20 protein-coding genes and 1 pseudogene are annotated in these 22,006 nt (G+C 34.4%); 2 read left to right on the top strand and 19 right to left on the bottom strand.

Annotation, left to right across the window (positions count from 1 at the left end):
- Positions 1 to 68: 68 nt before the first annotated feature.
- Complete coding sequence (locus Q1A47_RS08195) at positions 69 to 917, bottom strand: LysR family transcriptional regulator (RefSeq protein ID WP_026682929.1); 849 nt, start codon at positions 915 to 917, stop codon at positions 69 to 71.
- Between the two features lie 195 nt (positions 918 to 1,112).
- Between Q1A47_RS08195 and Q1A47_RS08190 the strand changes: the two genes are divergently transcribed.
- Positions 1,113 to 2,219 (top strand): MFS transporter, encoded by a 1,107-nt coding sequence (locus tag Q1A47_RS08190; protein ID WP_166530352.1) that lies wholly within the window; start codon positions 1,113 to 1,115, stop codon positions 2,217 to 2,219.
- Positions 2,220 to 2,344: 125 nt separating this feature from the next.
- Positions 2,345 to 3,769 carry an IS4 family transposase gene (locus tag Q1A47_RS08185; RefSeq protein ID WP_166530351.1) on the top strand — a complete coding sequence of 475 codons (1,425 nt, stop codon included), beginning with the start codon at positions 2,345 to 2,347 and terminating at the stop codon, positions 3,767 to 3,769.
- A 482-nt stretch (positions 3,770 to 4,251) separates the two neighbouring features.
- On the opposite strand, the pseudogene Q1A47_RS08180 reads toward Q1A47_RS08185, so the two are convergent.
- The 18 genes and pseudogenes from Q1A47_RS08180 to Q1A47_RS08095 all read right to left on the bottom strand — a co-directional run.
- Positions 4,252 to 4,816, bottom strand: a pseudogene (locus Q1A47_RS08180) (transposase); the annotation flags it as partial.
- 196 nt (positions 4,817 to 5,012) lie between these two features.
- On the bottom strand, positions 5,013 to 5,453 hold the full coding sequence (locus tag Q1A47_RS08175; protein WP_051388430.1) for a DUF4362 domain-containing protein: 441 nt from the start codon (positions 5,451 to 5,453) through the stop codon (positions 5,013 to 5,015).
- Positions 5,454 to 5,475: 22 nt separating this feature from the next.
- A complete protein-coding gene (locus tag Q1A47_RS08170; RefSeq protein ID WP_051388429.1) occupies positions 5,476 to 6,093 on the bottom strand; it encodes a hypothetical protein in 618 nt (205 codons plus the stop codon).
- A gap of 15 nt (positions 6,094 to 6,108) precedes the next feature.
- Positions 6,109 to 6,615, bottom strand: coding sequence for a matrixin family metalloprotease (locus Q1A47_RS08165; RefSeq protein ID WP_051388428.1), 507 nt, complete (start codon positions 6,613 to 6,615; stop codon positions 6,109 to 6,111).
- A 217-nt stretch (positions 6,616 to 6,832) separates the two neighbouring features.
- Complete coding sequence (locus Q1A47_RS08160; protein WP_166530350.1) at positions 6,833 to 7,048, bottom strand: hypothetical protein; 216 nt, start codon at positions 7,046 to 7,048, stop codon at positions 6,833 to 6,835.
- Positions 7,049 to 7,296: 248 nt separating this feature from the next.
- On the bottom strand, positions 7,297 to 8,055 hold the full coding sequence (locus Q1A47_RS08155; protein WP_166530349.1) for a hypothetical protein: 759 nt from the start codon (positions 8,053 to 8,055) through the stop codon (positions 7,297 to 7,299).
- A 28-nt stretch (positions 8,056 to 8,083) separates the two neighbouring features.
- Positions 8,084 to 8,716 carry a hypothetical protein gene (locus tag Q1A47_RS08150; protein ID WP_121604763.1) on the bottom strand — a complete coding sequence of 211 codons (633 nt, stop codon included), beginning with the start codon at positions 8,714 to 8,716 and terminating at the stop codon, positions 8,084 to 8,086.
- A 269-nt stretch (positions 8,717 to 8,985) separates the two neighbouring features.
- Positions 8,986 to 9,261, bottom strand: coding sequence for a hypothetical protein (locus tag Q1A47_RS08145; protein WP_246484705.1), 276 nt, complete (start codon positions 9,259 to 9,261; stop codon positions 8,986 to 8,988).
- 485 nt (positions 9,262 to 9,746) lie between these two features.
- The gene (locus Q1A47_RS08140; protein ID WP_026682516.1) at positions 9,747 to 10,520 is read right to left on the bottom strand and encodes an ABC transporter permease; all 774 of its coding nucleotides are present in this window, start codon (positions 10,518 to 10,520) and stop codon (positions 9,747 to 9,749) included.
- Positions 10,498 to 11,481, bottom strand: coding sequence for an ABC transporter ATP-binding protein (locus Q1A47_RS08135; protein ID WP_026682515.1), 984 nt, complete (start codon positions 11,479 to 11,481; stop codon positions 10,498 to 10,500). Before Q1A47_RS08135 ends, Q1A47_RS08140 begins: the two co-directional genes overlap by 23 nt.
- Before the next feature lie 135 nt (positions 11,482 to 11,616).
- Positions 11,617 to 14,622 (bottom strand): efflux RND transporter permease subunit, encoded by a 3,006-nt coding sequence (locus Q1A47_RS08130; protein ID WP_121604761.1) that lies wholly within the window; start codon positions 14,620 to 14,622, stop codon positions 11,617 to 11,619.
- 52 nt (positions 14,623 to 14,674) lie between these two features.
- On the bottom strand, positions 14,675 to 16,600 hold the full coding sequence (locus Q1A47_RS08125) for an ABC transporter permease (protein ID WP_121604760.1): 1,926 nt from the start codon (positions 16,598 to 16,600) through the stop codon (positions 14,675 to 14,677).
- A complete protein-coding gene (locus Q1A47_RS08120) occupies positions 16,587 to 17,351 on the bottom strand; it encodes an ABC transporter ATP-binding protein (RefSeq protein ID WP_026682512.1) in 765 nt (254 codons plus the stop codon). Before Q1A47_RS08120 ends, Q1A47_RS08125 begins: the two co-directional genes overlap by 14 nt.
- Positions 17,352 to 17,579: 228 nt before the next feature.
- Positions 17,580 to 18,275, bottom strand: a complete 696-nt coding sequence (locus Q1A47_RS08115) for a 4'-phosphopantetheinyl transferase superfamily protein (protein WP_166530348.1) — start codon at positions 18,273 to 18,275, stop codon at positions 17,580 to 17,582.
- Positions 18,268 to 19,014 (bottom strand): thioesterase II family protein, encoded by a 747-nt coding sequence (locus Q1A47_RS08110; RefSeq protein ID WP_026682510.1) that lies wholly within the window; start codon positions 19,012 to 19,014, stop codon positions 18,268 to 18,270. The genes Q1A47_RS08115 and Q1A47_RS08110 overlap by 8 nt, the downstream gene beginning before the upstream one ends.
- A 28-nt stretch (positions 19,015 to 19,042) precedes the next feature.
- Positions 19,043 to 20,056 (bottom strand): sensor histidine kinase, encoded by a 1,014-nt coding sequence (locus Q1A47_RS08105; protein ID WP_026682509.1) that lies wholly within the window; start codon positions 20,054 to 20,056, stop codon positions 19,043 to 19,045.
- Entirely contained in the window at positions 20,053 to 20,739 is a 687-nt protein-coding gene (locus Q1A47_RS08100; protein ID WP_034679502.1) for a response regulator transcription factor, read from the bottom strand. Before Q1A47_RS08100 ends, Q1A47_RS08105 begins: the two co-directional genes overlap by 4 nt.
- A 334-nt stretch (positions 20,740 to 21,073) precedes the next feature.
- Positions 21,074 to 22,006 (bottom strand): non-ribosomal peptide synthetase (locus Q1A47_RS08095; protein ID WP_299631563.1); only part of this gene is annotated, 933 nt, incomplete at its 5' end.

Here is a 22,006-nt window from a genome sequence, read left to right as displayed (position 1 = left end):
TATCTACTTGTATCCAAACACGTAAGAATCCTGCTACACTCCTAACGGAAACATATAAGAAATCAATGTCAACAAAAATATTGATAAAGTTGTGATCCAAGTTTAGCATTTCGGGTGGCCAATGAAATCGACCGCTCGTTTCCGAAATCTATAATCGGTAAAGCAAAAAGCTGATGACGATCAATATGCTCTGCACTTATTTCGGGAACAATCGTTATCCCCATTCCAGCTATTACAGCTCCGTAAATAAAATCACCAAAAGCCACCTCGCTAATAATAGTAGGTTTTTGCCCGATCAATTCCATGTGCTCCATAATACGACTCCTTGTATCACAAGGAGATTGATGAACAATAAGCTGCTCCTCGCATAACTCAGCAAGTTTGACCGCTTTTCTAGAACGATACGGATGATCTAATGGAAACACCGCATAATAAGGTTCCTTAAATAATTCGCAACTCCACAGGGATTCCCTTGTACTTACTGTATCCATAAAGATTGCATCAAGTCTCCCTTCCTCTAATGATTGTACAAGCTCATTTGAAGTATTTTGAATCATTAGCGTTGCTGGTTGGGCTAAAGACTGAAGCTTCTTAATCATTGGTGGCAAATAATAGGTTGCTAGACTAGGCAGGCTTCCTATCGCTATAGGTGAAGTTCGTGAAAACTGCCGTAAATCTTGACGGATCGCGTTTAGCTCAGTAATAACAGGTAAAATTCGAGAGCGAAAACGTTCTCCAGCTTCTGTAAGCTCAATACCCGTAGAGGTCCTGTAAAACAACGCAACATCTAGTTCATTTTCTAAATTTCGTATATGTTTGCTCAATGCCGGTTGAGATATATTATTTTCCTTAGCTGCTTTAGACAAGCTTTTTTGCTTTGCAGCTTCTATAAAGCTTTGCATCCACACTGTATTCATTTCTTTTACCCCACATCTGTTATAACTATTTGTTATACCCTTCTAAGATATTGATTATTCTATTGAGGCTATCGATATGATATTATTTCAAATGTCAATCGCTCCATCATTATAACATATCGATATAACAAAAAAATTATATCCCACTCTGATTAGCATTGACAAATTATACTGAGACATTTAAGGAGGGGTAAAATGAGAATGGTTTTTCTTCTCACTATAGGAATGTTTACGCTTGGATTTGATGCTTATGTAGTAGCTGGTTTGTTACCTGATATCGGAGCAACCTTTAAGACTAGCGACTCACAGACAGGACAGGCAGTCACTGTCTTTACCCTCTGCTTTGCACTTGCAGCTCCCGTTTTCGCAACATTATTAGCGGGCAAACCAGCTCGAAGAATATTAGTTATCGCACTAGTTATTTTCTCATTAGGTAATGCATTGAGTGCACTTACCTCGAATTTCCCCCTGCTACTATTGGCTCGGGCAATTGCAGGTATTGGAGCTGGTCTCTATTCACCGCTTGCAACAGCCGCAGCAGCCGCACTAGTTCCTCCTCAAAAACGTGGACGTGCCTTAGGTACGGTATTAGGTGGTATGAGTTTGGGCACAGTCATAGGGGTTCCTCTTGGATTAATTATGGCCACAGAGATAGGTTGGCACGGTACGTTGTGGTTAATTACTACACTCGGCATTATTGCTTTGATCGGGATTATACTCTGGTTCCCGGACATTCCTGCTTCACAACCAGCTTCATTGCGCCAACGTTTTGCAATGATGACTAATGGACGTGTCGCAGCAACAGTGGGCATAACGTTTGTTGCTGCCCTCGCTAGTTTAGGTCTTTACACGTATATTGCTCCAATCTTGCAAGATTTACAGGAAATTCATCAAGTTACACCATATTTATGGGCATGGGGAATTGGTGGTGTTATCGGAAACTTATCTATTGGGACGCTTATTGATCGAATAGGACGTCCAAGCTGGATTATAGGTGGAATACTTGCTCTATTAACATTAGCAATGTTTAGTTTACCATTGGTGCTTGGAATTCCTTTTCTAGCATTTCTCCCCTTCATGGTATGGGGAGCAATGGGTTGGGCTTCATTGGCCCCACAGCAGCATGTATTACTTCAGCTACAGCCAGAACACGGATCATCTGTAGTTGTTTTAAACAGCTCAGCTAATTACTTAGGTGGTTCCATGGGATCTGCACTTGGAGGAATCGTGATGGTTGGTGGACTAACACCTTCATATCTTCCAATTGCTTCTGGCTGTATTGTTAGTAGGAGGGTATTATAAATAAAATTGTAGAAAGAATAGTAAGGGGGTACTGCCACATGCCCATCAAGCTAAGACAAGTTACTACCCCCAAAACGGAAAAAGCGCTATCCTTTTAGTAATATATGGAAAAGGATGGTGTTTTTATGTGTTGCGAGACTTCGGATGAATTGACTCTCTTTTCACAGGAACTACAACGATCTTTGTCTCCTCAAGTTCTTCAACAGTTAGCCAAGGAAGTCGGTTTTGTTCAAAGGACGAGCAAGTATCAAGCCAAAGATTTAGTTGCGCTATGCGCGTGGTTAAGCCAAAAAGTAGCGAGTACTTCCCTAACGCAGCTATCTAGTTGTTTAGAATCCTCAACGGGAGTTTTGATGAGTCCTGAAGGGCTCAATCAACGATTTAATTCTTCTGCTGTTCAACTTTTACGTCGCGTATTCACTTCCTTGCTAACTCATAAACTATTTACCTCTCAGACTCTTCCCTATCGTTATGCTTCTCATTTTCATCGTATACGAATCTTGGATTCTACGACCTTTCAACTTCCAGATGTATTTGCCTCAACCTATCAAGGATCTGGAGGCAGTAGCCATACAGCTGGCGTAAAGATTCAATTAGAATATGATCTTCTCAGCGGCCAATTCATGCACGTTCACTCAGGACCAGGTAAAGAAAACGATCGAACCTACGGTTCCACTTGCTTACAAACGGTGCAATCAGGCGATTTATGTATACGCGATTTAGGTTATTTTGACTTGAACGATTTCTATCAAATAGATGAGAAAGGAGCCTACTACATCTCTCGCTTAAAATTAAATAATCGGATATATTTGAAGAATCCTGATCCCGAATACTTCAAAAATGGTTTGATCAAAAAACGAACTGAATATATTCAATTGGATATGGAGGAGACCATGAATCAACTAAAACCAGGACAAACCTATGAAATCTCAGACGTTTATATTGGCATGTATCAAAAGTTGCCAACTCGAGTTATTATTCACCGACTTACAGAGGAACAAACCCGAAAAAGATGGGAAGATCAAGCGTTAAAAGAGAAAAAGAAGGGGATTGTCATGAAAGAACGAAGTAAACGATTGAGTGCCATGAATGTATACATCACCAATACGCCACCCCAGGAAGTCCCGGCGGGACACGTTCACGATCTTTATTCCCTTCGCTGGCAAATTGAGCTACTTTTTAAAACATGGAAATCCTTCTTTGAAGTGGATCAGTGTAAAGAGATCAAACAAGATCGATTAGAATGTCACCTTTATGGCCAACTCATTGCCATCCTTCTCTGTTCTTCTACCATGTTTCAAATGAGGCAGCTACTTCTTATCAAGAAAAAACGGGAACTCAGTGAATATAAAGCCATTTATATCATTAAAGATTACTTCTTACTTTTGTTTCAAGCAATACAAAAAAACACCCAAGAGCTATCAAAGACGCTGCATCGCCTGTTTACCCTCCTACAGAAAAAAGGGCGTAAATCCCATCGATATGAGAAAAAAACGGTCTTTGATATTTTGGGTGTCGTGTATCAGTATACCACGTGCCAAAAGAAATAAGCGTCATTTTTTAAAAATAGCCTGTTTTAGGCTTATTTGGCATGCCTTTTTTTCAGTAGAATAGACATTGCTTTGTAAAAACGATTCTACACTACACATTTATGAATGTTAGCTTGATGGCTATGGGGTACTGCCACCATTTCGGAAATTTTGTACGCTAAGAAAATTTCTATATAGATAAATCCAAATTCTTGTATGTTAAGGAATTTGGATTATGTTATTGGTTTAAGTCTTATTTAATGGTCTAAAGGCTGGTAATGTCTATTAGCATTAAACCTCTGTTCTCCATGTTCTATAACGACTCTGGCCATTTAACCATAAAATATTCTCTATGAACTCCACACCTTCCATAATTTATAAATCCATGATACCTCACCTTTCCTATAGGAATGCAAATTCACAACCTCTATTGCGTGATGATAATGATTATTGAATATCCTTTTTGCAGTAGGGGTAGTGCCAGCGAAGCTGACACCACCCCTATAAACAGCGTATTTCTTTGTTTCATAGTCATTACGTATCGTCGTATAAAGGAAATCTACAAACACAAAAGGATAACAGTTGCTTAAAGGGCGACTTTGCCACTCTTTTAAATCAGGAAGCACTGTATCGGTAATTTCGGATATCATTTCATGAGACACAGAGAAACCATAGGTATCTTCGATAGTGGACGAAATATCTCGCTGGAACATTCCTCTTGCATACATGGAGATGACTTTATCCTCGATGGCAGAAACATTTCTTTTGCGCTTGAGAATAAGTTGTGTTTCAAATGACACGGTCACGAGGTACGGCAATATTCATTTCGCCAGCAGTCGTTTTGACTGTCTTTTTTCCGTACCCATTCCGTTTATTGTTTGTTTCTTTTTCTCCTTTGATCCATAGCCCAAATGATGATTCATTTCACCTTTTAACATCGATTCAAACATCGGCCCAAATATGTCCTTTAATGCATGTTGCATAACCTTCTACAGACTTTGGTTAATACTGTTCAATAATCTTGTTAGCTAATTCTACGGAGTTAGGATCTCTTTTAGGTTTTCCCATTTAAAACACTGCTTTAGCTTTATGTTTTTATTTTACCAAATAAAAAAAACTGTGTGAGTAAGAAACCGTACGCATTTCTTACTTACACAGTTAATATTACACTCCTGCATTTATGCTAGCTTACATCTATGATTAAAAATACATTGAAGATGTGTATATCCTCTGGTAAACAACCTATCATGCTTCAAGTTTATTTTTATTCATCTGTACGAATAAGTAAGTAACTATCATTAGGTTTTTTTGAGCAACCTACGATGAAATATTCTATTTTTCCATCTTTCTTTCTTTCTTTTTTTATGTTTTCACAATCGTCTTTTTTTACTCCTACATCACCCCCTCCATAATCATCATACCTATTATCATAACTATAATTTATTACATTTCCATCAAAATTCAAGTCCTGAAATATAGGGTCTCCTTCGTTTGTATAACTAGTTATTCGAATAGAATCTTTTTTATTGCTATGAATATTATCTAGAAATTTTAAAAAAATATCTAGGTTGTATACGTTATCTCCACTGTATACAACGTCACCCTTTTTTATCGCTTCTTTTGAATCATATTTTGAAGATTGAGAACAACCTATAATGTTTACGCTCACTAAAAGTATAATTACTAACTGTATAGTTTTTCTCACGTTATCTCCCTCATGACTTAAATTATTTGTATTGGTTTCTTGCTTCACTAAATATTTTTTGCAAATTCAAAGATAGAGGTTCTTCTGTGTCTTTTAAAACTTCAATTTTGTTGGTTTCTAAAGGTATTTTACCAAAAGTGACTCCTCTTGTAGCAAATACTCCATCTTGTTCTGGTGTTAAAAATAAAAGATATTCTTCATTCACATTCATTTTTTTATATCCATTAAAACTGTATGTTTTGTTTGTTTTTTTATCAAAAAAATTATTTTCTGCTATATTAACTTCTTCTTTTTCTTTAATCTTCTTATTTTTTGTTTCATTTTTATATACCTTTGATATTTTAAAGTTAGTTACTGTATAGCCACCTGCTACTGAACCGTCTACTTCCGATCTATAAATTACTGGACTTTCTTCTCCTATTTTCTTTCCTCGTAGAATGATTTTTGAATTACTTTCTAATTCATCTAGTGACTCAAATCCATCTGTCTTCGCTTCAAATACTAAAGTCTCAGTTGTGGAAAGATTATCTAAAGACTTACCTTGAATAATATTTTTTTCTTCATTCGATTTACTAATTATAAAAACCATTATTGTTAGACAAGATATTAGGATAAGCGAAACACTAGTAATCTTCTTCATAACTTTTACCCCCTTTTAATATTTAGCTCGAAGTCCAGCTTTATCGTCTGATAAAGGATATGCTTTATTATTAAAACCGTATTGGCGCATTACAGAGATACTATTGTTAGATTTTTGGGTGTGAGCTAAACCTGCTTCATGACCTACCTCATGAACTATGACTTCTTTCCTTTGTGTATATGAACTTATGTTTTTCCATTTTTTATAAACCATAATATGCCCACGTCCTTTACTAACAGCATAAATATCGCCGTTATAATAGTTTACATACTCTACCATTACATCCCCGCCCCCTGGAACCCCGGCTTCTTTTCTGAATTGTATTTGGCTTGTGTCATTCCATGCTAATATGCCATATAAAACTTCTCTTCTATTACTATTGAAATCTCCATCTATCCAATAATAAGCATCTAATCTATTTGATAAAGATTTTCCATTAAGTACGTATGCGCTAGAATAAGTGGGGATTGATAGTAAAATAAAAAGTGCTGCCAGTATCTTTATAACTTTCTTTCTATTCATTTTAATTCCTCCTTTAAAAGTAGAACATTTATTAAGGTTATTGTCGTGGTAATGAAGGGCTATTCCCTCTTTCTTTTTAATTTCGACATTAATAACCTATATAATAACTTCTGCCTAAAATTTTTCAAACCTGCAAGAATAATCAAATAAATTAAATTTTTTAGGGGGGATGCCTAAAGGTCTGCACATAAGTTGTAAGTTATCAAAGAACGCTAACTTACAACTCTATGGCTTCTCGCTTCCCTCTAAAACAGCCGATAACCACAAACTGTAGTTTATGGCCAACTACGAAAAAGCGTGTAGTTAGCCATAAATCAACACTTTGTAGGTTCCTGTCTGTTTCTGAACGATTTTTAATTACAAATGTAAGTAGTATTTCTGCAAGTGCTTCTGACTGACAATTATGATGAAAAAGAAGTAGAAGATCTTGCAAAAGTATTAGAAACCTTGTTTGATAAAAGTATAGTTTATGATAATAATGGAACTCCAATTGGGTTCAAAAAAATAACGATTAATTGGCCTTTGCCCTGTTTGTCATAGGGCTTAGACCGTTAATCGTTCTGGTTATTTTTATAATTCATCCTAACAAGGTGCAACAAATATTTATATATAATCTTACGTATTACGTAGCATACTTACATCTAAAAAGTAATGTAGGGATCACTAATAGTACAATTAATTTTAGTTTGACGATTTATAGTGGAGCGTAATTGGCTGATTTTCTTCTAAGATTGCTTTATATAAACGAATATTGCCAACATTTGATTGGGAGGCAGCAGAATCAACTTCAAAATTCTCGTTCAAAGAAATGGTCCAAGCTGCTTCGTTATTTTTCTTCAAAACAACTGCAAGTGTACCAAACTGTTCAATAGTATCCCATGTAAACAATTCTGTTTGATTAGCTTGTGTAACAGAGATCCCTTCTTGGTTACTAACTACTTTAATGTTATCACCTTGCCAATTCCCGTGAATTTGTGCACCAACATAATAATAGCTTGTACCATCACCTCGATCCCCATATGTGGCTATAAATTGCTGTATCGAGTTGTCTGCCGTTTTATAAGTAACGGCTGCGATATCTTTAGCTAACCAATCTACCTTAAAATCGCCAACTATCTCGGCTGGTAAGCTATCTTTTGGACGAGCTAAAATACCAAAATACGACCTATAGTAAACGGCTGATCCACTCTCAACATTTTTTTTAATAGATAGTACATGTTTAAAGTCAGGTGAAACACTTGTTATATTGTTAACTTGTTTATTACTGTCTACTAGAAGTACTACATGAACAGCGATAAATAGGAATATGATACTAGAACCTATTATTTTGAATCGTTTAGTGATTCGCAGCAATAGAATATTTGCAAGAAATAAACAGGCCACACAGACAATATTAATCATATAAACTGATTGTCCAGTTCCAATACATGTACAAACCATACATATTTCTTACATATCCCACTAGTATTCACCTTAATGGATAATTAATTTTTACATTTTTAAGCTTTGATAATTGTTCAAAAAAGAAATAGTTATGTTCAAATCCAATTGTACAAAGTATTCTTTTTTGTGGATTAATATTGATGACTTGTTTAATGTTAATTATCATCATTTGATTTCTTGCTATCCAAGTTAGATTTTGATATTCAGGATTTATTTCATGAAGCCAATTATGTTTTTCTTTAACAAGTGCATCTATTTGGTGACCATTAAATGGTATTTTACATTCTTTACTTTTCTTAAGTATCTTGTCATACATTATAAAGAGTTGTTCTTCTAAATCTTTTTGTTCACCTTTTGTATAATTATCAAAATGATCAAGTCTTGCAATTGAGCTATCAAACCAATCAATTGGATGAAAGAGAATATTTCTTTCTTTGCATAAAGGTAAAATTGACTTTTTATACTCATCTGGCCCAAGATAACCAGTGTACTGCTTCTCATTTTTAGTATAGTTCTTCCAATCTTCACTCTTTACTTCACCACAAATAATGTCGGGTCGGAATTCTAAAATTAATTCCTCTAATAACTCAAATGAAAACTTAAACTTTTCTCTAAGCTCTTGAGTATGAACTGTTCCTAACAACCCTATTAATGTCATATTCTTTTATACTCCCTATTGTCATTAAGATAAAACAATTCTTTAAAGCCCCTGACTATCTTCTTTTTACAAAATCTTTGCTTTGAACACTTGTAAGATATTGATCACATTTAGAAATAAACATTATCCTTGACCCCGCAATCACATATTTTCGTTGTCAATTATTTTCTCCTTCTCTAAAAATAAGTAGCTTACGATGACAAGAATAACTACTATGTTAAGAGTTAAATCCATAAATAAATATTCCGTCCAATCCAATGCATCCAACTTTACATACGAAACATTAATACACTATCGCTTAAACTTATAACACGGGAGAAATAGTGTAAAATAGCTGGATGATGTGTAACCACGATAATTGTCTTTCCCTTCTGATTTAATTGCTTTAAATACTGTAATATGATTTTTTCATTATCGCTGTCAAGGCTTGCTGTTGGTCCATCGGCAAGTCCCGAATCACTGCCTTGTAAAATTAATCTGATAATAGCGATCCGTTGTTCTCCCTCAATTAATTGATAGACGTTATGATTTTCTAGGTGTTGCAAACCAAATTCATGAAGATCATCTCTTATTCTGGTTATTTTTTCCTTTTTTCATTGTCCTATATTCTAGAGCTAAATTCAAATTCCATTTGCCAGTCTCCTCTTCTACTAATCCAGAGTTTTGAACAAATACCCTATTTTAGAGCGTCTTCATTGCATCGCTTCCTTAGAGTGAATAGATGGATTCGTTGATCAAATAAAACAAGGTCGCCTTTATCCTCTTGATAATCCCCCCTAATTATTCCGTTTCTGGGCGTTGGAGCTGGACACGGCTCGATATTTATACATGGACTAATTTTATAATTTCCTGGATTAATAAAAAAGAGCCTCTACTCTCCCTTTTAGATGACAGTATAGAGTTATTCTCAATTCTCTAATTTTTTATTATTCAATAAAAAACTCCTTTCTAAAAGACACAAGAAAAACTAAAATACATTTGTCTGCATTCTAATTTTTCTTCTATCTTATTTACTTACTGATTTTAGCTGTTAGTATTGTGCCAGCAATCCTTTTTTCATTGCTATCCGTTCACAGCAAAGAAAGGTTGCTAAGCCTAAAGTAAAGTAAATAATCGCATTAATAAGCAATATTGCTATATCCCCCAAATTTATAGAGGATAAAGTTAAGCCTTCTATCATCACACTTCGCATTAAATCCACACCTTTTACAAATGGAAAGAAAGATAAGATAGGTGCAACAGATAATGGAATAAACGTTAACCCCATTAAAATAAACTGTAAAATTTGGAGAAAAGCTTGTACTTGTTTCAACACTATTGAAATACCTGCAATAATTAAGCCTAGCCCATACATACTAAAAAGTGTCAATACTAGAATTGGGATTATAGTCACCACATCAATATTTAGCCATTGTCCGGTAGTTAGCATAGACATGAGTAATAATATAACGACAATTATAAAATTCAGTATTGTTGTGGCAACAAGTCTAGCAGTCATGATTCTCCATATCCCCATAGGTGACATAGCAAGTTGCTCTAGTGTACCTCGCATGGATTCATTGATGATATCAAAGCCAATTTGATTTATAACCATTACCGTCAAAAACCAAAAAACATAATTGACAATAATATATTGCGTGTTTACATCCTGAGTACCAGGATCCCCAATTACTTGAATACCTAAAAACATTGCTAAAAAGATGAAATAAAAAGTAAGTAGCATAGCTATGGTATTAGGTAGATAGCGTTTTAGCTCTATGTACTCTTTACGAACATTTGTCTTAAGAAGGATATACCATCGCATATTCTTTCTCTCCCTTTACAATTTTCATAAAGATTTCTTCAAAATTAACTGTTTGTCTATCAATTGTCTCAACCGGGATATGCTCAAGCTTCAATACATCAAACAAATCATAAATTTCTTTACTATGATTTAGATCAACCTCGATTGTAGATTGTATGGAATCTGGTATGTATTCTAGCCCTGGAAACTTTTCTACCAACATCTTATACTGCCGATCAGTCAAATGATCACCTAGTTGAATCTTGTAGGAGCGAACTTCAAACAAACGTAGTAGGTTTTCCACATTATCATTTGCAACTACTTTTCCGTAGTTAATAACAATAGTCCGGTTACAAATAGCTTGAATGACATCCATATCATGAGAGCTGATAATAATAGTTCGGTTATACCCTTTGGCAATTGACTTCAATAGTTCGCGAACCTCATAGCTTGTTTCAATATCAAGTCCTAAAGTTGGTTCGTCCAGTAAAATAATCTCGCTATCTGCAAGCATTGCAACTGCAATGGCAAGTTTTTGCTGCATTCCGCGCGAAAGTCGATTCACTAATTCATTTTCTTTGTCTTTTAGATTAAACTTGGTCAAAAGGCCTTCAATTTGTTCAGCAATATCTTTACTAGAAAGTCCTCTATTTCCAGCAAAATACTCTAAATTTTCCTTTACTGATAGACGCCAATACAGGTTACGATTCCCTTCAAGTACTGCGCTTATATGGCGTAGCGCATCCAATCGCTTCTTTTGGGTGTTAATGCCATTTACTATAATAGAGCCATCATCTGGAATAAGAAGTCCACAGATCATCTTAATCATAGTAGACTTTCCTGCACCATTTGGACCTAACAGACCCAAAATCTCTCCCCGATTAACCGAAAATGAAATATCATCTACAGCTATTAGAGATTCTTTCGTTTTTCTTTTTTTATAGACCTTTTTAAGGTTTTTTACTTCAATTATGGCTTCCATCTTCACCATCCCTTCTGCTTTTTATTATACGACCTTGTCTCTTCATCATTATATCGAATGTTCTGAAAAAGAGAAAATGATACTCTTTCATAAATCGTCATATCATTTTCTCCATTAGCTAACAAAAAGCTATATTTAATTCTTTTCTATAACTGATCTTTTTCTCTTCTTGGTATGCAATAATTCGTAAACACATGGAATCACTACTAACGTTAATAAGGTAGATATAGTTAATCCTCCAATAACAACAACTGCTAAGCTTTTTGATACAAGGCTTCCTGTTTCTGCTGTTCCAAATAACAGTGGAATCATGGCACTGATTGTGGAGATAGCTGTCATGATAATCGGACGTAATCTCCGTTGTGAGGCTTCTAATAAGGATTCTCTTATACTCATCGCTTTCTCATTTTGTTTTACGCGATCTAATAAGACAATTGCGTTTGTCACTACGATACCAATGAGCATTAATGCCCCTAATAATACGGTCGTATCTACTGAAATTCCTGTAATTAATAAGCCAACAATGGAACCAATTAATGCTAGCGGCAATGTGATGAGTATCGCAATTGGTGTTTTAATCCCTTTATAAGTTACAACAAGGATTAAAAATACTAAGCCAATGGAAATGCCCATCGTCATGAATAGATCATTGAAGTCTTCTGATTGTTGGACATTAGCTCCACCAATAAATACTTCAACATCTTCGGGAATTTTAATCCCATTTTTCTCGCCATCTCCGAATATAGTAGTACGAATATCTGCATTAATTTCGGATAGTTTTGTTGGATCTATTTTTGCCGTTACTTGTAAGAATGGTTCGCCATCTTTATGATACTGATTGGTAGCTGTACGCTCACTCTTTAACGATGCTACTTCGGTAATAGGTGTAGGGCCGTCTTCACTTAATATCGAGATATCCTCTAAATCCTCTTCTGTTTCAGTGCTCAGCAATGGTTCTAATACAATATTAGTCTTTTCACCTTGAAGATCAATCGTCCCAATTGGTGTTTTATTTAATAATATGCCTAGTTGAGATGCCACTTGCTCAGTATTGATTTTAGCAGAATTCACTTCAAACGAATAAACGCTTTTCTTCTCTTGTTGGTTTGTTGTGACTTCCTCAATTCCCTCTACATCTTCAATCTGTTCGACTATTTCATTTGTAACATCTTCAATATTCTCTAAATTATCACCTGTTACATCAATATTAATATCTGTTGCTGTTGATCCAAGGAAAGAAGCTGCTACTACACTGTAATCAGCGCCCGAAAATAAATCCTGTTGCTGCTCTATCTCCTCCATTATACGATCAACCTCTTCTTCATCTGAAAGTAACACTCTCACCTGTGCCTCTGTAGGCGACTTAACGACTCCCGATTGAACGGCAGAGCTCGAGTTACCCAAATAGGTGATAACATGTTTAACTCCTTCTATTTTCTGAACTTTCGACTCCAGCTTCAATGTGCTTTCTGTTACCTTTTTAAGCGGAGTATCAGAGGGATATTTTAATGTTGCTTGTATATAATCTGTACTCGAATCATCCACTACTCCTTTTGGCATTACGAAATATGCACCGATTGAACCAAAGAATAATAATAAAGCAATCGTTAACGTGATGAACTTATGGCTCAATGACCAGTTAACAACCTTTCTAAATCGGACAGGTGGTTTATACTCTGTTAATTTTGAACCTTTTAATAGTCCTGCACTCATAAGCGGAACGACTGTTAATGCAACTAGTAATGAAGCAAGTAACGAATACGTAATTGTTAAGGCAAATGGTAAAATAAATTCTTGTAAACTCCCATTCACTAGCCCTATCGGTAAAAAAACAGCGACAGTTGTCAAAGTTGCAACAGTAATTGCTCCGCCTACTTCCCTTGTTGCATCAATTATCATCCCTACCGAGAACTTTTCTTGTTGCATTTTCTTAAATATGTTTTCAATCACAACGATACTATCATCTACTAAACGCCCAACTGCTACAGCTACACCACCGAGTGTTAAAATATTTAACGTAATTCCTGATTGGGATAATAAAATTAATGTAATACATAGTGATAATGGTATTGAAACAATCGTAATAAAGGTAGAACGAATTTTCCGAAGGAATAGCATAATTACAATTGTTGCAAATAGAGCGCCAATAAGAACTTCTTTGATCATCGATTGTACCGATGATTTGACCATATCCGCTGTAGTCAGGTACACAGTAGCTTCTAAATTATCATATTTATCACTTATTTCTTTTGTTATGCTATCGACCTCTTCACTAAGTGTCACTGCATTGGATGTACTATCTTTAACAATGGTAAATTCAATACTATCCTCCCCATTAAAGCGATTAATAACATCTCCTGGTCTAGTTTTTTGAATAATAGCAATATCTTCGAGCTGAACATTTTTTGATACAGTAATATTCTCAAGGTCTTCTAGACTATCTATATTACCAACTACTGTAATATTACTAGCATTACCTTCAATGATATTTTCTCCTACTGCAAATGACCCATCCTGCCCTTGTAGAGCCTCAATAACAGTTTGAACTGGTATTTGTAATTCATCTAATTCTTCACGATCTAATTGGATTGAAACAAAGGAATCTTCAACTCCCTGTATTTGTACTTCTGCTACTCCTTCTGTATCTCTGTATATTGGCTCCAGTTTTTCTTTTACAAAGTCTAGATTTTCTGCTGTGATACCATCTTTAAAAGTTATTGCTACAAAGGAAATTGGAATAGAGGACGTATCCAGCTTTGTTACAGAAGGTTTTGATACGTAATTAGGTAAAGATACCGAATCTACTAGTTCTTGTACATCTTGTCTTGCTTGATCCATATCTGTTCCATATTCAAAAAACACATCAATCTTACTGTAACCATCACCAGTTGTTGAAAGAACTCCACTCTTTCCAGTTACCGCTGCAATTGATTGTTCAATCGGACTTGTGACATCAGTTTCCATCGACTTAGAATTAACACCCTGCCCCATTGCGATAATTCTAATCTGTGGTGTTTCCGCTTTTGGCAAGAATTCCATAGGCATCCTAAAGTAACTAAGGACTCCCAATATCAGAACAATTAAGGTTACTAGAGTTACAGCCGCTTTGTTGGCAAAAGACCATTTGGTAAACCAAGACATCTTTAAAACTCCCCTTTGCAATGTTGTTTTGTGAAATTAGGCCATAAAAAGCTTAATCTTTATAGACCATATTGGTATAGCTTCTGATAATACCTTTATAAAAGAAGGTCATGACAAAAACAAACCAACCTACCCCTAGTAAAAGCGGGAAGGTAAATTTCACACTCATGATTTGCTCCAATACCTTCATCGCTACCACACTGTGGACAATACCAATTATGATAGGGATTAAGAATGCAATTCCAACCGTTAAATTAACCGAACGCTGGACTTCTTTTCTACTCATGCCAACCTTTTTAAGCATCGCATATTGTTCTTTATCAGAAAAAGCATCACTTAAAAACTTAAAGTAAATCGTACTAAATGTCGCAAGCATGAATACAATCGAAATAATTAAACCTAAGAAAAACAATGTTCCTAAAGCATAGTACTCCCAAATATATTGTTTCGGATTCTCATAAAGCATTTGCTCCCCATTAGGAATTATTTGTTTGATATTACTAATTAACTCACTACTGTTCTCCTGATTGGTGATGTCTACTCCAGTAAGCGTTAGTTCTTCAAAATCTTGAACATGTCTTTCATAATCTTGATCTTGGAGAACATACACGTTCATTCGTCCATACTTACTATTGTTACCTATAAATGGAACTTGGGTAAATTCTGCAATCTGGAAATCAGTTTTATTTATCTTCATCTTATCTCCGAGAATATTCATAGGAGAAGCAATCGTATTAGGATTTAGAATAAATGTCGCTTCATTTTGAGATGGCTTAATCTGATCTAACAGATTGTCTCTACCTTTATACTGTAAATACTCCAGTGTTTTCTCCATCTGTGAATAGCTCGTAATTATAGCTTCATTATTTTTATCCACTTCATTACGGGAATCATCATAATGGACCTTTCCAATAAAAAAATGCAGATCATGAACTCCCTTTAAGCTATGTTCAGAAGACTCAACAGCTTCTCTAACCAATTCATTAGTATCTGGGGATTCACTCTCAACGCTAAAACTATAAGGTGTTTCAATCACTTCGTGACTATTTGCAAATTGATTAAATGAAATACTAACGCTAAATGCTGTAACGGTCGCCGCTGCCAAAATTGCTGTCATTGCTAAACTTCGATAGTTCTCCTTTAACCGAAAAAAAATACTGCTTATACTGATTAGTCTTACATCCTTATAAATAAAACGCTTTGTCTTAATTAAGTTACTTAAAATGACTGTTAATGAACTTCCAAAAAATAAGTATGTTCCTAGACTAACTAAAAACACGATCGCTACCGCAGCAAGCAATAAGTCTAATTGCCAAGGCTTAATATTAAGTGCAATGAAATAGCCTGCTACAATTAAAAAAATGCTTAGAATACCTTTAGGTAGACTATATTTTGGCTTAGCAGGTTTTTCTTTCGTAGCATGTAACATATCGATTAACTGTTTCTTCTTGATAGCACTATAATTCTTAATTCCCAGTAAGATAAAGATAACTCCAAACACCAATATTAACTGTATAATTGCTTCTATTGAAATATTGAATGGTAATACAACATCTAAAAACATTGCCTTACTTAATAACATAAAGAAAAGCTTGGAAAATAAGATACCAATGATCAAGCCAACAGTAAAAGCTAATCCACCAATAAACAAACCTTCTAGCGCTAATACTCTGCCAATTCTAGCATTGCTAATTCCCATCAACATATAAAGCCCAATTTCTTTTTGACGCTGTTTTATAAAAAAACTGTTCGCATGCCACATAAAAAATACAACTGTACATATCAAGACAAATCCAGAGGCGAAACTAGCTACTACAGCAGACTGGACTCTTTCGGTTAATTCCACAAATTTATCATTATACTGAATGGCCGCGAAATTATAGTAAGTAGCAACTGTTACTACTAACACTAAAAAATACAGACCATAGATATTAGAATTGTTTCGCATTAGCTTAAAAGCAATTCTAAAGGAGTTCATTATCCGAACCTCCCAGGATAGCAAGCATATCTAATACTTTTGTAAACATTTCCTGTTTGTTACCATTACTATCTAATCTACCGTGCATCTTTCCGTCCTTTAAGAACATTACACGATCACAGTAACTGGCTGCATTGGAATCATGTGTTACCATAATAATGGTGATCCCTAACCTACTATTAACATTTTTAAAGCACTCTAACACATCAGATGAATACTTAGAATCCAATGCTCCAGTTGGTTCATCTGCAAAAATAACCTTTGGATCCGTAATTAGAGCTCTACAGATAGCTACTCTTTGTTTTTGACCTCCAGATAATTCAACAGGATATTTATCCATTTGGTCGGAGATCCCTAATAGCTTCGTGAACGTATCAATTTTTTGTAAAATAATTTCATGTCTTACATTATTTAAAGTAAGTGGTAAGGCGATATTATCTCTTACCGTCATATTGTCTAATAAATTAAAGGATTGAAAAACAAAACCAATATTATCTCTTCGGAACCCAGCTAAATTCTCTCCTTTAAATTCATTTAAATCCTTACCATCTAGTAAGACTTTTCCATACGTAGGTTTATCAATTGTAGACATAATATTAAGCAATGTAGTTTTACCTGAACCAGATGGCCCCATAATGCCAACAAATTCTCCTTCGTTAATGTCGAAGCTTACTTCTTTTAATGCCCGAAAAGAATTACTTGATTTACCGTATTCTTTAATTACATTGGATAGTTCTACTATTTTTTTCAAAGATTTCAACCTCCAACCCAACTTAATTACGTTTTAATTTTATTATAATTCGCAATAAAATCACTCTCTATCGATTTAGGTTACATTTTAAATAGTTATGTGACATTTATGTTAGTTTTCTAGAATTTTAAATTAAAGTAAGGAGGATAATGACTACAAAGGAGGGACATCTATATGCATAACCAGAAATTTGAGGTTGAAACTAAAATAAGGGAGATCATTTCTCCCTTAAGATAACCTATCTTGCAAATGATTGGTAATTAAGTTGTCCAGGGGTATAACGGTAACAGGTGCAGGAGTATTATTACTCATCGAACATAGTGCAAGCTTATATTTTGGATCGACTGTCATTAGTTTTACATTATACTTACTTATCGTATTATGGACCTCAATCTTAAATTTATTATTTAATGCGGTTATGGAAAATGAATCCAATGGAATGGATAACCCATGTCCCCTTGCTTTTATATAGCTTTCTTTCATCGTCCATATTTCATAAAATCTATCCAGCTGAGCAGAAGAATTAGAAAATATATAATGGCATTCTACATCCGTAAAAAATTGATTTGCTAATTGTAAATCAATAGACTGTACATGTTCAACATCAATACCGACAGGGGTCTTATCCAGTGCACAGACGACCCAGTTTTCAGAATGACTTAAATTAAATGCAATATTTGGTACATTTTGCAAAAATGGTTTCCCAGATGGGTTAAGTTGAAAGTGAATTTCACCGTTGGTAAATCCCTTTATGTTTAAGAGGTAACGAATTAATAACTCTGCTACTAGACTTCTTTCCGCATCTTTAACAAATTTAAATCGATTAATTCTCTTCTGTTTTTCATACGGTAATATGCTTAATAATTGCTGAAACGGTTGGTCACCAATTCCTTGTGCAATGTTTACACCATAAACTTCACACATTGAATGTTGGCCCCATTCCTTTAGTTAAGCTGTTTATTTCATTTCCTAGAACATTACAAACGATATCTGTTACTTGCCTTGTATTCTCATTAATAAAAAAATGTCCCCCAGGGATTCGATGATATTTACTGTTCCCACTTATTATTTCATCCCATTGTATTATGTCATTCCATTGAACCGTGTGATCGTTATTGCCATGAAATATAGAAAAATCATAGTCTAAACGATGATTTGATTGGCTATATTCATACGTTTCAATCAACTTAAAATCTGCTCGTAGGATAGGTACAAAAATCTCAGCCAACTCCTTATTTTCAAAAATCTCTCGTTCCATTCCACCATAATTTACAATTTTCTTTACAAATTCATCAAATGGTAAATCGTGATAATCATAAAATGGATTCTTTATATGTGGTGCTTTTCTTCCGGAAATAAAAATATGTACGGGGTCTTGATGGCTTTCCTTTTTTAATCTTTGACAAAGTTCGTATGTAATAAGTCCACCCATGCTATGACCAAATATTGCATAAGGTTCCTGTAATTGATCTTTAATGCTCGTATAAATATCCTCTATCATATCATCCATATTATCTATTAAAGCCTCATTTATCCTACGTCCTCTACCTGTTAATTCTACTTCTACGATTTCGATATTAGCACTTACTAATCTTTTCCACTTCGAATAAACAGTAGCAGACCCGCCAGCATATGGGATACAGAAAAGTTTTATCTTTTTCATTATGAAACTCCCACCTTTTCTTAAACTTTTAACCATTAGATGCTATGTTGAAGTAATCTGATAGTTTATAAAATATAATTGTAAACGCTGTATATTCTCCTTCTTCACTCTTAACATCTATACCGATTTGAAGCATTTCTGATATTTTCTTTGTATAGTAAAGTCCCATACCAGTAGATTTGGTAACGTTTTTTCCATTTTTACCAGTAAAGCCTTTGTCAAAAATCCTCCCCAAATCCTCTTTAGGAATACCAATGCCATCATCTTTAATGTAAATATAATATGCATGATCATCCTCTTCACTATTAATCTGTACTGTTCCCCCTTTTTGGGTATACTTACTACTATTATTTAATATTTGGGTAAAAATGTAATAAACCCACCTTTTATCATTAATAACCGTAATATGGTGTAAATCCGTATTAATCGTAATGTCTTTATTAATCAAGAAAAGCGCATTCTCTTTTATTGCCATTCTTAGAACTTGACCAACGTCTATTCTTTCAGCAACTGTATCCTGACTATAATGATTTGCTCGAGTGATATATAGCGTTTGATTTACTCTAAATTTAATTTGCTCTATTTGATTTCGTAAATCTCTTACCTTTATATCTTCTGTTTCATCAAGTAGCAGGTCACATACTGCTATATTAACTTTAATGTCATGAACCCATTGTGTAATATAATCTTGTATTTCATTGATTTTCTTTTTAAACGCTTCTTCATTGTTTTGGTGTTGAAATCGTTGTTGCTGTAATAAAGTATAGAGCATATTTATAATGTAATCATCATCATGAATGGCCATTTTTTCTAGTTCTTCCATCGAGCTTTTCATAGCTTTGTTATATTTATTTTTTTGTTGCCAAAATCCAATTAATAGAAAAGATAGTTGTATAATGATTAGTAGGCCGTTCATATACAATAAATCAGAAGATCTATATTCTACTACAGTACTAATGTAAATACTATTAACAATAAAAAGTACAATTACGTTACTTACCACCCATAGCTTGTGAGCTTTTAAATAATCTTGTATCTTCATTGAATTATATAACCCATTCCTCTTTTCGTTACTATATAATTCACGACACCGATATCTTCTAATCTACTTCGTAAACGATTAATATTAACAGTTAAGGTATTTTCGTTTACATAAATATCATCATCCCAGAGCTTCTTCATTAATCGATCTCGTGTGACCACTTTTCCTTTATTCTCCATCAATGTTTTTAAAATTTCAAACTCATTTTTTGTAAGCTCTACCCTCTGATCTTGGTGGTAAACCGCTGTATCGCTTAAATTTAGTATGACCTGCTTACATTCAATGATTTGATTGGAATCTGATTTATACTCATACGTACGTCTAATAATTGCTTGCAGTTTGGCAACTAGTACATAACTATCAAAAGGCTTTTGTATATAATCGTCTCCACCATTATTGATAGCCATTACAATATCCATATTACTGTTTCTTGAGGAACAAAAGATTATAGGAACACTTGAAATCTCTCTAATCTTTTTACACCAGTAAAATCCATCAAAAGACGGGATATTAATGTCCATTAAAATAATATGAGGCTCTTCTTTTTCAAACACTTTTAAAATATTTTCAAAGTCATTACAAACCATTGTATGAAAATTCCATTTTTCAAGGAGAGTCTTCAATACGTTTGCCATGTTTTCATCATCTTCAATGATTAATAATTTATAAACACCTTTCAACATGTTCACCTTCCCTAAGTAGAATCTCAACTAGGTGATTAAACGATTACACTTTTATATGTATTGTAAAGCATAATCAAAAAAGATGAAAATATGGATTAAAATAGTGTAGAAAAATTGAAATATATATTTATCTCGATATAACCGGCAGTAAGACCTCCATTTCAAAAGTGAAACCAATATGGATATGTGGCGATCGACTGCCGGTAAATGGCCGATTGGTTCAACAAAGTCCTTTAGGTCATACCCTTGTGGTACTACAATCGTAGGGGATACCCCCCAACTGATTGTAGTTTCCCTTTATTCCTGTTTTTTCGCCCTTTACTAGTTCCTAATATCATTTAGTATTTAAAGCTTTCATTTGCAAAGAGGTGAATATCTGGTTAATTACTTCCATATTTCTTTCTAAATATGGTTCCGATAACATATCACCATGATTACCATAGCCTTGATAGTTTAATACGTCTTTCTTTGTAAACTCGTCCCATTTTGGCAAAGACAGTTCATCTTTAACGTAATGCTCATCATTTTGAGCCTGAATGAAGTGAATAGTCGTATCAATGATATGATGGTTTACTAGATTATTAACATAGTCCGAATAAAGTTTAATCTTCTTGATAATCTCTTCCTTAAAATAATCTCTTTCTAGATACTTTTGATAGGCAGGATTTGTTTTCGCTTCTTTTATAATATTGTCATATAAGTTAGTAGTATCCGCTTTATTTAGTGTTGCTCCCTCGATTGGATAACTGTCTAGAAGGATGATATAGGATACTTCTAATCCTTGTCGCTCCATTTCTGCAGTAATTTCAAATGCTAAGTTCCCACCTGCTGAATAACCTAATAGTTGATACGGTGGTTCTGGCTGCACCATTCGAATTAATTCAATATACTGATCAATTCTATTATCAGAATTTATGAAATCGAATGCATATAGGGAATGTGTATCCATTAAATTTGCCATTCCATTATATACCATTCCGAAGCCGCCAATAGGCGGAAAGGCAAAAATGTTATGATCCTTTTTACCATTTAATAAGTGAAGATCCTCTTCCCCAACGATAAAGGAAGATTCTTCATTTCTTATTAATTTTGCCATTGATTTTATCGTTGCATTTGTATACAAACTATCCAAACCAATGCCTGCTTTAAAATATTCTCTTATTTTAGATAAAAGTTGAACGAAGCTTATCGAATTCCCACCAAGTTCAAAGAAATTATCCTCCGTTCCTATTTCATTTATGCCTAAGACTTCTTGCCAAATCTTGAC

This window comes from uncultured Virgibacillus sp. (assembly GCF_947495635.1).
GTDB lineage: Bacteria > Bacillota > Bacilli > Bacillales > Amphibacillaceae > Virgibacillus > Virgibacillus salarius.
This window is presented reverse-complemented; position numbering and strand designations above follow the sequence as displayed.

Bases quoted from the DNA above. Each gene is read 5' to 3' on its own strand.
- Q1A47_RS08190 (WP_166530352.1), top strand. From the start codon at position 1,113: ATGAGAATGGTTTTTCTTCTCACTATAGGAATGTTTACGCTTGGATTT.
- Q1A47_RS08170 (WP_051388429.1), bottom strand. From the start codon at position 6,093: ATGAAGAAGATTACTAGTGTTTCGCTTATCCTAATATCTTGTCTAACA.
- Q1A47_RS08155 (WP_166530349.1), bottom strand. From the start codon at position 8,055: ATGGTTTGTACATGTATTGGAACTGGACAATCAGTTTATATGATTAAT.
- Q1A47_RS08105 (WP_026682509.1), bottom strand. From the start codon at position 20,056: ATGAAGATACAAGATTATTTAAAAGCTCACAAGCTATGGGTGGTAAGT.
- Q1A47_RS08165 (WP_051388428.1), bottom strand. From the start codon at position 6,615: ATGAATAGAAAGAAAGTTATAAAGATACTGGCAGCACTTTTTATTTTA.
- Q1A47_RS08135 (WP_026682515.1), bottom strand. From the start codon at position 11,481: ATGGAAGCCATAATTGAAGTAAAAAACCTTAAAAAGGTCTATAAAAAA.
- Q1A47_RS08125 (WP_121604760.1), bottom strand. From the start codon at position 16,600: ATGAACTCCTTTAGAATTGCTTTTAAGCTAATGCGAAACAATTCTAAT.
- Q1A47_RS08130 (WP_121604761.1), bottom strand. From the start codon at position 14,622: ATGTCTTGGTTTACCAAATGGTCTTTTGCCAACAAAGCGGCTGTAACT.
- Q1A47_RS08195 (WP_026682929.1), bottom strand. From the start codon at position 917: ATGAATACAGTGTGGATGCAAAGCTTTATAGAAGCTGCAAAGCAAAAA.
- Q1A47_RS08110 (WP_026682510.1), bottom strand. From the start codon at position 19,014: ATGAAAAAGATAAAACTTTTCTGTATCCCATATGCTGGCGGGTCTGCT.
- Q1A47_RS08100 (WP_034679502.1), bottom strand. From the start codon at position 20,739: ATGTTGAAAGGTGTTTATAAATTATTAATCATTGAAGATGATGAAAAC.
- Q1A47_RS08185 (WP_166530351.1), top strand. From the start codon at position 2,345: ATGTGTTGCGAGACTTCGGATGAATTGACTCTCTTTTCACAGGAACTA.
- Q1A47_RS08140 (WP_026682516.1), bottom strand. From the start codon at position 10,520: ATGCGATGGTATATCCTTCTTAAGACAAATGTTCGTAAAGAGTACATA.
- Q1A47_RS08150 (WP_121604763.1), bottom strand. From the start codon at position 8,716: ATGACATTAATAGGGTTGTTAGGAACAGTTCATACTCAAGAGCTTAGA.
- Q1A47_RS08115 (WP_166530348.1), bottom strand. From the start codon at position 18,275: ATGTGTGAAGTTTATGGTGTAAACATTGCACAAGGAATTGGTGACCAA.